Annotated in this window: 9 protein-coding genes; all 9 read left to right on the top strand. The window is 55.1% G+C overall.

The window, feature by feature from the left end; translation table 11 throughout:
- The first annotated feature begins 3 nt into the window (after positions 1-3).
- The 9 genes from PCH05_RS00905 (at position 4) to PCH05_RS00865 (ending at position 14,996) form a co-directional block, all read left to right on the top strand.
- Complete coding sequence (locus PCH05_RS00905; RefSeq protein ID WP_127599712.1) at positions 4-876, top strand: carbohydrate ABC transporter permease; 873 nt, start codon at positions 4-6, stop codon at positions 874-876.
- Positions 877-891: 15 nt separating this feature from the next.
- Entirely contained in the window at positions 892-2,949 is a 2,058-nt protein-coding gene (locus PCH05_RS00900) for a YIP1 family protein (RefSeq protein ID WP_127599710.1), read from the top strand.
- A gap of 22 nt (positions 2,950-2,971) precedes the next feature.
- Positions 2,972-5,575, top strand: coding sequence for a DUF5696 domain-containing protein (locus PCH05_RS00895; RefSeq protein WP_127599708.1), 2,604 nt, complete (start codon positions 2,972-2,974; stop codon positions 5,573-5,575).
- Between the two features lies 1 nt (position 5,576).
- Entirely contained in the window at positions 5,577-6,476 is a 900-nt protein-coding gene (locus PCH05_RS00890) for a carbohydrate ABC transporter permease (protein WP_127599706.1), read from the top strand.
- A 16-nt stretch (positions 6,477-6,492) separates the two neighbouring features.
- Positions 6,493-7,446: a carbohydrate ABC transporter permease gene (locus PCH05_RS00885; RefSeq protein WP_127599704.1), complete on the top strand. Its 954-nt coding sequence runs from the start codon at positions 6,493-6,495 to the stop codon at positions 7,444-7,446.
- A 21-nt stretch (positions 7,447-7,467) separates the two neighbouring features.
- On the top strand, positions 7,468-8,496 hold the full coding sequence (locus tag PCH05_RS00880) for a family 20 glycosylhydrolase (RefSeq protein ID WP_164766495.1): 1,029 nt from the start codon (positions 7,468-7,470) through the stop codon (positions 8,494-8,496).
- Positions 8,497-8,554: 58 nt separating this feature from the next.
- Entirely contained in the window at positions 8,555-11,353 is a 2,799-nt protein-coding gene (locus PCH05_RS00875) for an alpha-mannosidase (protein WP_127599700.1), read from the top strand.
- A gap of 228 nt (positions 11,354-11,581) precedes the next feature.
- Positions 11,582-13,414 carry a sensor histidine kinase gene (locus PCH05_RS00870; RefSeq protein WP_127599960.1) on the top strand — a complete coding sequence of 611 codons (1,833 nt, stop codon included), beginning with the start codon at positions 11,582-11,584 and terminating at the stop codon, positions 13,412-13,414.
- Positions 13,407-14,996, top strand: a complete 1,590-nt coding sequence (locus PCH05_RS00865) for a response regulator transcription factor (RefSeq protein ID WP_127599698.1) — start codon at positions 13,407-13,409, stop codon at positions 14,994-14,996. The genes PCH05_RS00870 and PCH05_RS00865 overlap by 8 nt, the downstream gene beginning before the upstream one ends.
- Positions 14,997-15,031 lie beyond the last annotated feature (35 nt).

Here is a 15,031-nt window from a genome sequence, read left to right as displayed (position 1 = left end):
CGCATGAAAATGGTTCTGAAAATACCGAAACGGCTTAACCGTTCGTTGGGCGTGGATCTGCTGCTGTTCGTGCTGCTGGGCGGAGTGGCCTGCTTTATGGCGCTTCCGCTTGTATTTACCATCAGCAACGCATTCAAGCCGATCGATGAGATTTTCACCTTTCCGCCCAAGCTATTCGTACGCAATCCCACATTCAAAAACTTTACCGATCTGGTCGGCATCTTCAGCGATTCCTGGGTACCGTTTTCCAGGTATGTATTCAACACGTTTTTCATCGCCATCGTCGGGACGGCGGGACATGTGATTTTGGCCTCTGCGGCGGCGTATCCGCTTGCGAAGCTCCGGTTTCCGGGCAAAAAGCTGATGTTTAACATCGTCGTGCTGTCGCTCATGTTTACGGTATATGTGACGCAGGTGCCGAACTACATGATGATATCGTATCTGGGCCTGATCAATACCTACTGGGCGATTCTGCTTCCGGCGTTCGGGATGACGCTCGGGCTGTACCTGATGAAGCAGTTCATGGAGCAGATTCCCGATGCGCTGCTGGAGGCGGGAAAGATCGACGGGGCCAGCGAGTACCGGATATACTGGCAGATCGTTATGCCGATCGTCAGACCCGCATGGCTCACGTTGATCATCTTCTCCTTGCAGAACCTTTGGACCAACGGTTCGGTGACGAGCCACAAATATATTTACAGCGAGCAGCTGAAAACCGTGGACTACGTATTCGGTCAGATTCAAAACGGCGGTCTGGTGAGGACGGGTCCGGTTGCGGCGGTGACGCTGCTCATGATGATCGTGCCGATCACCGTGTTCATCGTCACGCAGAGCAGCATCATTCAAACGATGTCCACATCGGGCTTGAAGGAATAACGGGGGGACAGGCAGATGAAGAAAGGGTTCGCATTATTCTTGGTTGTGCTGCTGCTGGCCGCGGGTACCGGTGCCGCGCCGGTATCCGCCGGCGATGCCTATAACTACTCCTACTGGGGAACCCCGGTTCCGGCGCCGGAGCCCTATTCGCTGGATCAGGTGCTGTACGGCAGCGACTGGAGCATCGGGGCGCTGTCCTCGCCTCAGGACATGTATGCCGGAGAGGATGGACGTCTCTATATTGCCGATACCGGCAACAGCCGGATCGTGATATTGGACCGGGATTTCCAGCCTGCCGGCATCATTTCGAAGTTTGAGCATGACGGCAAAGAGGACGCTTTGAACCAGCCTCAAGGGGTGTTTGTAGATACGGATCAGCATATTTATGTCGCGGATACGGATAACCGCCGCATCGTTGAGCTGGATTCGAACGGAAAGCTGGTGCGGGTCATGAACGAGCCGAAGTCGACCCTGCTCCGCGAGGGCTTTCAGTATCTTCCGGTCAAGCTGGCGGTGGATAAGGCCAAACGGCTGTACGTGATCAGTCAAGGCAGCTACGAAGGCATTATGGAGTTCGACTCGGACGGCGTATTCAACGGATTTATCGGGACCAACCGCGTCAAGTTCAGTCCCGCGGACCTGTTCTGGAAGCGGGTCTCGACCAAGGCGCAGCGTGATCAGATGCAGCAGTTCATTCCGATTGAATTCAACAATCTGGACGTGGACGAAAACGGCTTTATTTACACGTCCACCTCGGAGGAGAATTCCGATCAGCCGCTGAAGCGCCTGAATCCTTCCGGCACGGACGTCCTGCGCAGTAAAGGTTATTTCCCGCCGAAAGGAGACGTTGGCAACCTGGAGGGCGGAAGCATGACCGGAAGCTCCATATTTGTGGACGTCATTCCGGATCAGGGCGGCATGTATAGCGCGCTGGATTCGAAACGGGGACGTATTTTCACCTACGACAAGGACGGCAATCTGCTGTATGAATTCGGCGGATTAGGAAGCCAGCAGGAGAACTTCCGGACGCCGTCCTCGATTGAAATGCTGGGAGAACGGCTGCTCGTGCTCGACAAGGACAACAACCGGCTTTCGGTGTTCAGCCCGACGACTTACGGCAGCCTGATCCGCGGCGCGGTGAAGGCGCTGAATGAAGGCAAATCCGAAGAGTCCACGGCAGACTGGAAAAAGGTACTCCAGCTCAATGCCAACTTTGACGTCGCCTACATCGGCATCGGCAAGTCGCTTCTGAAGCAGGGGGACAACCGCGAAGCGATGACCTATTTCAAGCTCGGCAACAGCCGCGAGTATTACTCCGAAGCCTTTAAGCGGTACCGCAAGGAAGTGGTGTTCGACCACTTCGGGACGATCGTGCTCGCGCTTGTACTGTGCATCGCGGTCGTGATCGCTGGCGTCAAGCTGGCGAACCGCAAGACCCAAGGCCAATTTTACCGGGAGTTCGGCATTATCCGGAATCCGTTTTATACGATGCTTCATCCTTTTAACGGGTTCTGGGAGATGAAATATGAGCGCAAGGGCAGGCTCAGCGTCGCCTTTGTCATTATGGTGCTGCTTGTGGTGGCCATGATCGTAAAGCGCCAGTTTAACGGCTTCGTCATCAATTTCAACAACCCGGAGCAGCTGAGCAGCCTGGATGAGCTTAAGTTCATCGTGCTTCCTTTCCTGCTCTGGTGCATCGCCAACTGGTCGCTCACGACGTTGATGGACGGGGAAGGCAAATTCACCGAAATTATCATCGCGACGGCTTACTCTTTACTGCCGCTGGTGCTGATCTATTTTCCGCAGGTTCTCTACAGCAATGTCATCACGGCGGATGAGAGTTCCTTTTATTATTTGCTGAATACGATCGCCATGATCTGGTTCGTCTGGCTCCTGTTTACGGGCACGATGACCGTCCATCAATATTCGGCAGGAAAAACGGTTATCACGATGCTGCTGACGCTGGTCGTCATGGGGATCATCATTTTCCTCGGCGTATTGTTCTTCAGCATGCTGCAGCAAATGATCAATTTCGTCAGCTCCATCTACAAGGAAATTTCATTCAGGATGTAGCCGCCATAAGGAGGGATGGAACGTGGGCATACGCAAAAAACAAGCCGCAGGCATCCTGTGCGCACTGATCCTGGCTGCGGGTATCGCCGGTACCGGCCTTGGCGCGGTGCAGGGCGAGGGGAATGCTGCACCCGAAGCTCCGCTAACCGAAGCCGCGGGTTCTTCAGCCCAGGGTCAGGACATGGCGCAGTCTTCAGAGCGGGTGGCCGAGGCGCCGGCGGCGGGGCTTCCGGCATCCAAGAACACGCCACAGGAGCTGGAAGCGCTGGCCACCATGGAAAAGGCAGCAGAGAACGACCGCTTAAGCCTTTACGTGAATAAGGAGACCGCCGAAATTGCCGTGCAGGAAAAGCAGAACGGTTATATCTGGTTCTCCAATCCGGCCGGACGCAGTGAAGATCCTAAAGCGTCTCCGCTGTATCAGTCGGAGCTGTCCGCGCAGGTACTGCTAACCTATTACAACGATAAGGGGCAGATCAACGCGTTCAACAGCTATGACGACAGCGTCGCCAAAAAGCAGTTCAAGGTCACGCCTCAAGATACCGGCATCCGTGTGGATTACCATATGGGGAACGTGGCCCAATCCTTCGCCAACATACCGAAGGCGATCAGCCAAGAGCGTTTTGAAAAGGAAATTTTGGAACGCATTCCGGATGCGGATCAGCGTGAGGACGTAAAGTTCAAATTCCGCCTGGATGCAAAGAAACAGGTGTATGAAGTCCGCAAGCTTCAGGATTACGTCGCGGAGGAGCTCTCCGCCGTTTTGGAGGCGGCTGGTTACACGGCAGAGGATGCGGCGCAGGACAACAAGGAGAACGGGGTGGGAGAGGCAGCCGCTTCCGAGGAGGCGGAATTCACCGTACCCGTTGTATATTCGCTCGATGGCGGTAACCTTGTCGTCACCGTACCGGCCAAGGAGCTGAAATCGAGCAAATCCTATCCGATCGCGTCCCTGCAGATTTTGAAATTTTTCGGCGCGGCGGATACCGGCAAGAAAGGATACATCTTTGTGCCCGACGGTTCAGGCGCCCTCATTCATTTGAACAATCAGAAGCTGAACGCGGAGCCTTACAGCCTGCCTGTGTATGGGAATGACGGCACCTTCGACGTGAAGGAGCGGATTCAGACGAATGAGGCCTCCCGTCTTCCGGTATTCGGCTTGAAGCAGAATGATCACGCGCTGCTTGGCATCATCGAGGACGGCGAAGCCGGTGCAAGCATCAGCGCCGATATCAGCGGCCGCAATGATTCCTATAATACGGTCAGCAGCAAATTTCAGGTTACCGCTATGGATTATTACACCTTGTCCTCCGGTACCAAAACCAGCGCGGTTCCGATGTTTCAATCCGGCAGGTACCAGGGCAGCCTTCAGATCCGCTATGCGTTTCTCTCCGGCAGTTCCGCGGATTATACGGGCATGGCCACCGCGTACCGGATCTATCTTGCAGACAAATTCCAGCTGAAAAAGCTGGATGCTTCAACCCCGGCTCCGTTCGTGTTGGAGCTGGTGGGCGCTTTCCGTAAAAGCAAATCCATCCTCGGCATTCCTTACGAAGCCACGGAGTCGCTAACGACCTTCAGCGAGGCCGAAGGAATCCTCGGGCAGCTGAAGGAGGCAGGCGTCGCCAGCATTGATCTTCGGCTTGTCGGCTGGTTCAACGGCGGCATCCGCCATGCGTCCCCGTCGGATATTTCCGTCACCGGAGTGCTGGGAGGCAGGAAGGGTTTCCTGAAGCTGGCCGACTATGCGCAGAAGAACGGAGTCAGCTTGTTCCCGGATGCCGCCTTTGTGGAGAAATACAAAGGCTCGTCCGGAACGGCAACGCTTTTGGACCGCAGCAAGGCGGCGGTGTATGCCTATAATCCGGTCACTTATGCCAAGGATACAAGCAGGTTTTCCCATTATATCCTGTCTCCGCGCCAGCTGCCGAAGCAGGTGGAAGGATTCCTGAAAGATTACGCCAAACTGGGTGTTCCGGGTCTGTCGCTGCGTGATCTAGGCCGGGAGGTCAATTCTGACTTTGATCCCGGCCATCCCGTCAGCCGCCAGGATTCGCTGTTGACGTCGGTGAAAGAAATGGAGCTTTTGCGCCACGGCACAGGGCCGCTCATGGTCGACGGCGGCAACGCCTACAGCCTGCCATACGCCGGAATCGTCGTGAATGCGCCGGCACGCAGCAGCCGGCTGAATATCACCGACGAGGAAATTCCGTTTTACCAGATTGCCCTGCACGGTTACGTCGATCTCGCGGGCGCCCCATACAACATGGATGCGCTTCAGAATCCGCGGCTTTCGATGCTGAGGTCGCTGGAAACAGGGTCGATGGTGTACTATCAATGGTTCGCCAGCGATGCTTCGAAGGTGAAGGATACGGACTACAACGGCATGTATGCGCTCAATTACCGGGATTGGTTTGAAGAAGCAGTAAGGCTGTATCAGGAAGCCGGTCCGATCCTGTCCAAGGTTCGGGATCAGGCCATCACCGGCCACAGCCTGGTTGCGCCGGGCGTTGTCAGGACCACCTATCAGAACGGGGTAAGCATAACGATCAATTACAACGATACGGCGGCAGCCGTGGACGGCCTGCAGCTTCAGCCGCAGAGCTATCATGTAGGCGGTGAATAATATGTTCAGAAAATCTCTTACCTTGTCCCAAAAAAAGCAGTGGTACGGCGTCTTGTTCGTAACGCCGCTTCTCCTGGGTCTTGTCATGCTGTTTCTGCTGCCGCTCATCCAGTCCTTCCGGTTCAGCCTGAGCTCGATTCATCTGGTCGAAGGCGGCTTTGCCGTCGATTATAAAGGCTGGTCCAACTACAGCCAGCTGTTCACGACCAATCCGGACTATCCGCGGAGGCTGACGGAGTCGGTCATCAACATGGTCGTCAACGTGCCGATCATTATCATCTTCAGCCTGTTTGCGGCGGTGCTGCTGAACCAGAAATTCCGCGGCCGGGCACTGGCCAGGGCGATCTTTTTCCTGCCGGTCATTCTAGCCTCGGCAGCGATCGCGAATCTGGATATCAGCAGCTTTGTCGGAGGCGCAAGCTTGTCCGGTACAGGCGGAGGCGAAGGCGGCGGAGGCCTGCTGCAGAGCTTCGAGCTGAAGAAAATGCTGACCGAATCGGGCCTCGCTCCGGTATTCGTCAACTACATCACCGGAGCGGTGGACCGCATTTATGAAATTATCAGCTCCTCCGGCGTGCAGATCCTGATTTTCCTGGCCGGACTGCAGTCGGTGTCGCCTGCCTTATACGAGGCATCGCGCATTGAAGGTGCGACCGGCTACGAAATCTTCTGGAAGGTCACCTTTCCGATGATGACGCCGCTCATTTTGACCAATATCGTGTATTCGATCATCGATTCGTTCAGCCATAATTCAATCAATTCCCTGATTTCCGAGACCGCGTTCAAATCGTTCGAGTTTGGCCAAAGCGCGGCCATGTCCTGGGTCTATTTTGCCGTCGTGACCGCGATTCTGGGCATTTCAACGGCGATCATTTCCAGAAAGGTGTTCTACTACGACTGATAAGGAGGAGAAGGCTATGAAATCGCCTGCCGCATACGCGGACATCATCCAGTACCGATTCAACCCTCTGGAAAAATCCAAGCTCTGGCTCTGGATCGTGGTGCGCACCGTCCTGATTGCCGGGTTCTGCTTTATCATCTTGTTCCCGCTTTTCTTGCGCCTGTCGGTGGCCTTCCGCAGCAAAGTCGATATTTATGACCCGACCGTGCTCTGGATCCCCAGACATTTCACGTTCGATAACATCAAGATTGCCATGGAAGCAACCCATTATTTTTCGGCGCTCCTGAATACGTTTCTGATCTCGGCAGGGACAACGGTCGTTCAGCTTGCTTCCTGCGCACTAGCGGCATATGCCTTTGCCCGGTTGAAGTTCAAGGGGAGCGGCCTGCTGTTCGGGCTCGTTATTTTTACGATCGTCGTGCCGCCGCAGACCATCATGATTCCGCTGTATCTTACGTACCGCTATTTTGATTTGTTCGGCCTGATCAAGCTGTTTACGGGCAAATCTAGCCTCAACCTGATTGATACGTTCTGGCCGTTTCTCATTTCGTCGTCTACCGCCATGGGGCTGAAAAATGGGCTGTATATCTATATTTTCCGCCAGTTTTTCCGGGGAATCCCGAAGGAAATCGAAGAGTCGGCGTTCGTGGACGGGGCGGGCGTGCTGAAGACCTTTTACCGGATCATGCTGCCCAATGCGGTGCCGGCCATCGTCACCGTGGTGCTGTTTTCGTTTGTATGGCAGTGGAATGACAGCTATTACGTGTCGCTTTTCCTGAGCAAGGTCAAGGTGCTGTCCACGCAGCTGATGGACATGGGCTCGGCGCTCGGCAAGGAACCGGATCTGGTCTATCAGTCCATGCTGCTGAACACCGGCGTGCTGCTGCTGACCGCGCCGCTGATAATTTTATATTTGTTTGTGCAGCGGTACTTTGTCGAAAGCGTAGAGCGCACGGGCATTGTCGGCTAATTTCGAGACAGGGGGATGAACATGGGAAATCTAACGACGGAGACGCTAAGAGGCTTTCACCTGCGCTTCAGCAATCATGAAGAGATGGAGCTTTTGAAAAAGGTGATTACGGACGCGCTCGTTCCGATGGGGGTGAACGTGCTCATTCTTGAGTGCAATACCGGATTTCAATTCACTTCCCATCCGGAGGTGGCAGGCGGTTCGCTGACACGAGAGGATGCCAGGGAGCTCTCCCGTGTATGCAAGCAGAGCGGTATCCGGCTGATTCCGCTGTTCGAATGTTTGGGGCATCAGGGCTGGGGCGGCGGACGAAACTCGCTGCTCCAGGCTTATCCGGAATTCGATGAGACGCCGCATGTACCGGCAGATGCCAAGTGGCCGGAATTTTACTGCCCGAGCTGGTGTCCTTCGCACCCGGACGTAAACCGGATCGTGTTCGATCTGATGGATGAGCTGCTTGAAGCATTCGAGGCGGATGCGCTCCATGTCGGCATGGATGAGGTGTTCGCGATTGCCGATGAGCACTGTCCGCGCTGCAGGGGGAAGAAGAAGGATGAGCTGTTCGCGAAGGCGGTCAACGATTATTACGGCCATTTGATCGTAAAACGCGGTGTGCAGATGCTGATGTGGGCAGACCGGCTGATCGACGCGAACGGCATGGGCTATACACAGTGGGACGGGGATGTGTATGGGATCTGGCCGGCGGTGGACCGGATTCCGAAGGATATTATTCTCTGCGATTGGCATTACGACAAGCTGGATCAATATCCGTCGGTCGGACATCTGCTGGAGAAGGGATTCACCGTATGGCCGTCGTCCTGGAATATGCCGGAGGCTGCGCTGGACTTGCTGGAACAGTCGTATGCTCAAGCAGGGAAGCTGGGTGCGGACGAACGGATGCCCGGGATGCTGGTGACGGGGTGGAATGCAACCGGACGTACATTGGCGGCCGCGCTGCTCGGCGAAGGCAAGCTTGGGGAGGATCAGGGCAATATCCGGGGCATCGCCCAGACCCTGCAGGCGGTCATGGAGCGGCTCAAGTCGAAATAGCAGAAAAATGCAGCAAGCCTAAAGACAAAAAACACGGGCGAGAATGGGGAGCAGAATATTGACACAATCCAAGACAGTACATATCATTTCGCATACGCACTGGGACCGGGAATGGTATCTGCCTTATGAAAAGCATCATGTGCGGCTGATCCGGCTGATGGACACCTTGCTCGCTGCGCTGGAAGAGGATCCGGATTTTAAAAGCTTTCATCTCGACGGCCAGACGATCATCCTGGAGGATTATTTGCAGATTCGTCCGGAAAAGAGGGTGCTGCTCGAGCAGTTCATCCGGGAAGGCCGCATTCACGTCGGCCCATGGTACGTTCTGCAGGATGAGTTTCTGACCAGCAGCGAGGCCAACGTGCGCAATCTGCTGTACGGTTTTCAGGATGCCGCCAAGTTCGGCGCCGTGAGCAGGACCGGATATTTTCCGGACTCCTTCGGCAACATGGGGCAGGCTCCGCAGCTTCTGCGGCAGGCCGGCATCGGAAACGCCGTGTTCGGCCGGGGCGTCAAGCCGACCGGCTTTAACAACGAGGTGAGTGAGTCGGCTGCCTATGAATCTCCGTATTCGGAAATGATCTGGGAGGCGCCCGACGGCTCGCGCGTGCTTGGCATCCTTTTTGCGAACTGGTACAGCAACGGCAACGAGATTCCGGCGGATCCGGCCGAGGCGCAGGCATACTGGAATCGGAAGCTGAAGGAGGCGGGGAGCTTCGCTTCCACGCCGCACTTGCTCCTGATGAACGGATGCGACCATCAGCCGGTGCAGCGGAACGTGACGGATGCCATCAAGACGGCAGAAAAGCTGTTCCCGCAGCACCGCTTTATCCATTCCAACTTTACGGAATACATTGAAGCGGTGTCCGCCGCCGTTCCCGAGAACCTGTCGGTCGTACGCGGCGAGCTCCGCAGTCAGCATACGGACGGCTGGTCCACGCTGGTCAATACGGCATCCTCACGCGTGTACCTGAAGCAGTTAAACAACCGGGGACAGACGCTGCTCGAGAAGGTAGCCGAACCGCTGGCGGTATTCGCCCACCTGACGGGAAAAGCGTCGTATCCGCATCATCTGCTGGAATACGCCTGGAAAACTTTGATGCAAAACCATCCGCATGACAGCATTTGCGGCTGCAGCGTGGATGAGGTCCACGAGGAGATGGTCACCCGCTTCGCCAAAAGCAGGCATGTTGCAGAAGCCATTGCTGGTGACAGCCTGGCCGTATTGGCGGAGGAAACGGATACTCATATGGTGGCTAAGTTTCTGCAGGCGGATGAAGGGGCATATCCTTTTGTCGTGTTCAATACGACAGGCTGGAAGCGTTCGGGAATGGTGACGGCGGATATCGAGCTTGAGCGAATATATTTCGGCAGCGGCCAGAGCTTTCCTGTGATGAAAAACAAGCTTCGCCAGCTACCGCTAGGCCAGCTTCTCCTGCTTGATCCGGATGGGGCAATCATTCCGTTCAGCTATGAGGACCAGGGCATCGCGTTCGGTTACGACCTGCCGGAGGACCGCTTCCGCCAGCCTTATTTCACGAGAAAAATCACATTGATGTTTGAGGCGGAGGACGTGCCTGCTCTCGGACAAAAAGCGTATGTTCTGATCCGGGGCGGACAGGAGGCTGACACAGCCGGAGATGGCTCCGCAGCCGATCCACCCAAAACTCACCGTCCCGCCTCGCTCGTGACCGGCCGGCGCAGCATGGAGAATGAATATTTGGCGGTGACCATCGAGGCTAACGGGTCTGTCACGCTCAAGGATAAAACGACGGGAAGCACCTTCAGGGACCTGTGCATCTACGAGGATTCCGGCGATATCGGCAACGAGTATATGTACAGACAGCCGGACGGGGATGTGCCGATCACCACCCGAAACGCCCTCGCTTCCATCAGCCTGGCTGAGGATGAACCGTACCGGGCATCTTTTGACATCCGGCATACGCTTCATCTTCCGGTGTCCGCCGAAGACAAACTCGGCCAAGAGCAGCGTGAGCTGGTATGGTTTACCGGACGAAACGCATGCCGATCCTCGAAGACCCTGGAATTTTGCATCCATACCCGAGTTACGCTCGAACGCGGCGGAAGAGGTCTGGAGGTGGAATCGTCGTTCGTCAATGAAGCCGATGACCACAGGCTGCGCATGCTTTTTCAGACGGGAATTGCCTCACCGGTACATAAGGCGGACTCCGTCTTTGAAGCTGCAGAGCGGAGCAACCTGCCGGCAGCGGAATGGGCGAACCCGAGCAACTGTCATCATCAGCAGTCGTTTGTTTCGATCCGGGATGAACGTCATGGTTTGACGGTTGCCAACCAGGGTCTGCCGGAATATGAGATCATTCCGGATGAGACCCCGATTATTGCCGTGACGCTTCTGAGAGCGGTCGGCGAAATGGGCGATTGGGGACATTTTCCGACGCCCGGCGCACAGTGCCACGGCAAGCATACGGTCCGGCTGAAGGTCATTCCGTTCGGAGAGTCCTCCCGGGAGGGCGGGATGGGGCCGATCGACGAGACTGTCTCCATGATTCATGCACAGCAGTTTCAGGTTCCTTGGTCTGTGCAGCAAACGGGAGTTCATGGCGGCAGCCTTCCGGCCGTCCATTCTTATCTGGACTGGACAGGAGAAGACTTGATCTTCTCGGCGCTGAAGATGTCCCGGGATACGGGCTGCATCATTGCCCGCTGGTATCATATCGCGCATTCGGCAAGCACACTGACCGTTAAGCCCTCGTTCATGTTCCGTGAGGCAAGGCGGAGCAATATCATGGAGGCTCCGCTGGAACCGTCCAGCCTGGATGCAATCACGGTGCGGCCGGCGGAAATCATCACGCTCAGCCTGGCCCTTTCGGAATAAGCATTCGCATGATCGTAAGCCTCCTAACCGCAGCGGAAAGCATACGCTTTCTCGCCTGCGGTTTCTTTCGTTTCAGGCGGATCTCGTTTCGGCGCCAGGCAAGGCAAACTGTTTGTGGTCCGTCCGCGGGTACGCCAATCTCAGTTGACTGATTTTGACGGACGCAGTTATTGTATAGGTACAACTACGGGCTGAAGCAGTCCGGTTGAGGACATAACCCATAAGGTGATGAAGGTGCATAAGGACTCGTTCTATTCCCGGCTTAAAAGCAAGTCTTTCATTCTCAGGCGGCTGTCAATCAAGAACAGGCTGCTGGCAGCCTTTATCGTTACCTCTCTGCTGCCGGTCGTGTTCGTAAGCGTTTACTCCAACATGAAATACGAGACCTCGGTGACGAATAAAATCAGCGCCTATTCCATGCAAATCCTGGATGAATTGTCGCAGAACGCGACGCGTGAGCTAGAGCAATACGAGACATTAAGCGAGAATATTATCATTAACCATTTGATCCAGAACGGGCTGCCGAAGTTTGACGCGATGAGCGACTATGAGAAAAATCAGCTTCAGACCCAGATCGGGGATGATTTGGGTCAGCAGATTTTCCAGCTTGGAAATATCAGCAACGTCATGATCCTGACGAACAGCGGTGAGTCGTTTTTTGACCTTGGCTTCGAGCTGTATCCGGCGAAACAAATCCAGTCGATGCTCGAAGAGACGAAGAAGTCCTTCGGGAACGCTTATTGGACGTACCTGCGCTCGGGACGCGGAACCAACACGATTGCGCTCAGCCGCCGGATTTACGCGGAGGATAAGCTGAACAAGCAGCTCGGGTATCTGATTATTTTTATCGATGAGAAGGTATTCTCCCGTAATATTTACAAATTCGTCAACCTTGGCGCAGGAAGCAGCATTTATATCTCCGATGCGGGCGGCATGGTCATTTCCTCCCTGACGGACGACATCCCCAAAGGAAACCCTTTTGCGGAAAAGGAAATCTTCAGTCCGATCGACAACCAGTTTCATCTGGAGCAAAAGCTGACGGCATTTCATGCGGACGTGAACAACCATCCGTTTTTGGTGGCGAGTTCCTATATCCGTTCGGCCAACTGGTTTTTCGTCGGGATGATTCCGCAAAAGTTTATTTTGTCCGAATTGTCGGACATGCGGCGCAATATCGTGATCATCTGCCTGGTCGTGCTATTGCTGTCCGGCATGATTTCGACGTGGATCTATTTTACGATCAGCAATCCGATGCGCTCCCTGCTGATGTACGCCAAGCAGATCCGGATGGGAAGGCTGGAGGCGGCGACCCTGACCCGATCCGCCTATCCGGACGAAATGGATAAGCTGACGGAGACGATCGACGGCATGGTCGAGCAGCTGAAGCATTTGATCGGACAGGTGCAGTCGGAACAGCAGGCCAAGCGGGATGCGGAGCTGAAAATGCTGCAGGCCCAGATCAATCCGCATTTTTTGTTCAATACGCTGAATTCGCTGAAATGGAGCGCCATGCTGGGCGGCAACGAATCGGTCACAAGCGGCATCGAATCGCTGTCCGAGCTGCTGCGCAGCACGATCATGGTGAAGGACGAGTTCATCACGCTGCACACGGAAATCGCAAATCTGCTGCATTATGCCACCATACAGCGCATCCGTTACGGCGATTCTTTTGTGCTGCACACGGAAGTGGAAGAGGAGTTATCGGGCTTCCTGGTTCCGAAATTCATTTTGCAGCCGATTGTAGAGAATTCCATTTTGCACGGAGTGGGGGACGGCGAAAAAAGAGTCGGCATTTGGGTGAAGGCAACCCGCCAAAATCATGTGCTGACTATCAGCATCGCGGATAATGGAAAAGGGTTTGACATGAATCATGTGAAAGCCAAGCGTGAATCCCATTCCAAGCTGTCGGGACTCGGCATGGCCAATGTGGATGAGAGGATCAAGCTGCATTTCGGAGCTGCCTTTGGACTCGTGACATCCAGCGCTGTCGGCGAGGGTACGAAGACGGTGATTACACTTCCGGTATATACGAACGAGGAGGATTTGGAGCGATATGTATAAAGTACTGATCGTCGATGATGAAATGATTGTCCGTCATGCCGTGAAAACCCTGATTCGTTGGGAAGGCAGCCAGTTCGTGTACGCCGGCTCGGCGGCAAGCGGCACATCGGCGCTGAAACTGATGCAGGAGACACCGGCCGATATCGTGATCACGGATATCAAAATGCCGGATATGGACGGCATCGAGCTGATCAAGCAGCTGATGTCCACCGGATTTGACGGAGAGATTTTGGTGCTCAGCAATTTTAACGATTTTGAGCTTGTGCGGGAAGCGCTGAAATGCGGTGCGCATGATTATATGCTGAAGCTGACGCTCAAAAGCGACAGCTTTATGCAGACGCTGGGGGAAATCGCCCTGAAGCTGAACGCGAGAAAAGGAAGGGCAGAAAGGGCAACTGAACCTGCGCTGCCCGTCAAGCGGCAGCCGGACCGGATCCATGAGACACTGGCTTTCCTGTACCGTTCCGGCGAAGAGGCAGGCAGGTCCGGGATCGAGGCCGCCGAAAACATATGGCTGCAGGAGCACGCGGTCTATACCTTCGGCATACAAGTGACGGCCGTAAGCGAACTCAGGGATGAGGGCTCCCTTAAGCACTCGCTTAGCCAGCTGTGGAGCGACGTATATCCGGGAAGCACCTGGCAGTGCGCCGTTGCGGGCGAAGATCATAGCTTTCTGATAGCCGCTGCTTATCCGTCAGCGTCGGGAGCGCCGGAGCCGGCGGAGATGGCGGAAAGAATCGCCAGCCTATCCGCGATGTACTACAGCATGAAGGTGGACATTATTTACGGGAACAAGGCTGTGCATCCCATGGGTTTAGCGGAGGAGATCCGGCTATGCCGGGAAGCGCAGGTTCTGTTTTTCTATAAGACGTCGGGCCCGCTGTGCCAATCGAACCGAAGCGCAGCCGTTGACGAGGATTCCGGGTATTCGCGGCTGGAGGCGGAATGGCTGGAGGAAATCGGCAAAGGGCATCCGGAGTTTATCGTCAACTGGGAAGCCCGTGCCCGCCAGATGATTCAGGAGGGGGGCGAGCGCCGGATGTATCCGCGGGTGGTTAAACGGGTGATCTGCGAGGGCATGTGGACTGTCAGCCGCAAGCTAGGGCTTGATCAGCATCGCGGCTTCGATCCTTCACTCTGGCTGGAGAAAATGACAAAAGCTGGCACGGATACGGAATTGTCAAGCGTTGTCGGGGAGCTTGCGCAGGAAGTTCTAACTCATGCCGGAAACGGGGCGGGCGTGCGCGCGAACCGGGCAGAGGTGCGCAAGGCACTCGTATTTCTGGAGGAGAACTACCGGAGGTCTGTCTCCATTCATGACGTGTCTGTGCACGTGAACCTGTCGGAAACGTATTTATGCCAGATTTTCAAAACGGATACGGGCAAAAGCATCATGACCTATTTGAACGAGCTGCGCATGGCCAAAGCGCATGAGCTGTTATCCTCCGGCCAATGGCTGGTGAAAGAAGCGGCGGCAGAGGTAGGCATTCACGATCCTTTTTATTTCAACAGGCTGTTCAAAAAGCATTTTGGCGTGCCGCCCAAGCAGGTCAAGCCGAAAGAAACTCCAGATATGAAGTGACGTAATGCGGAAACTGCAGCATTTTAAGCAAGAAT

It is taken from the genome of Paenibacillus chibensis (assembly GCF_004001045.1).
In the GTDB taxonomy this organism is placed as follows: Bacteria; Bacillota; Bacilli; order Paenibacillales; family Paenibacillaceae; genus Paenibacillus_AQ; species Paenibacillus_AQ chibensis.
This window is presented reverse-complemented; position numbering and strand designations above follow the sequence as displayed.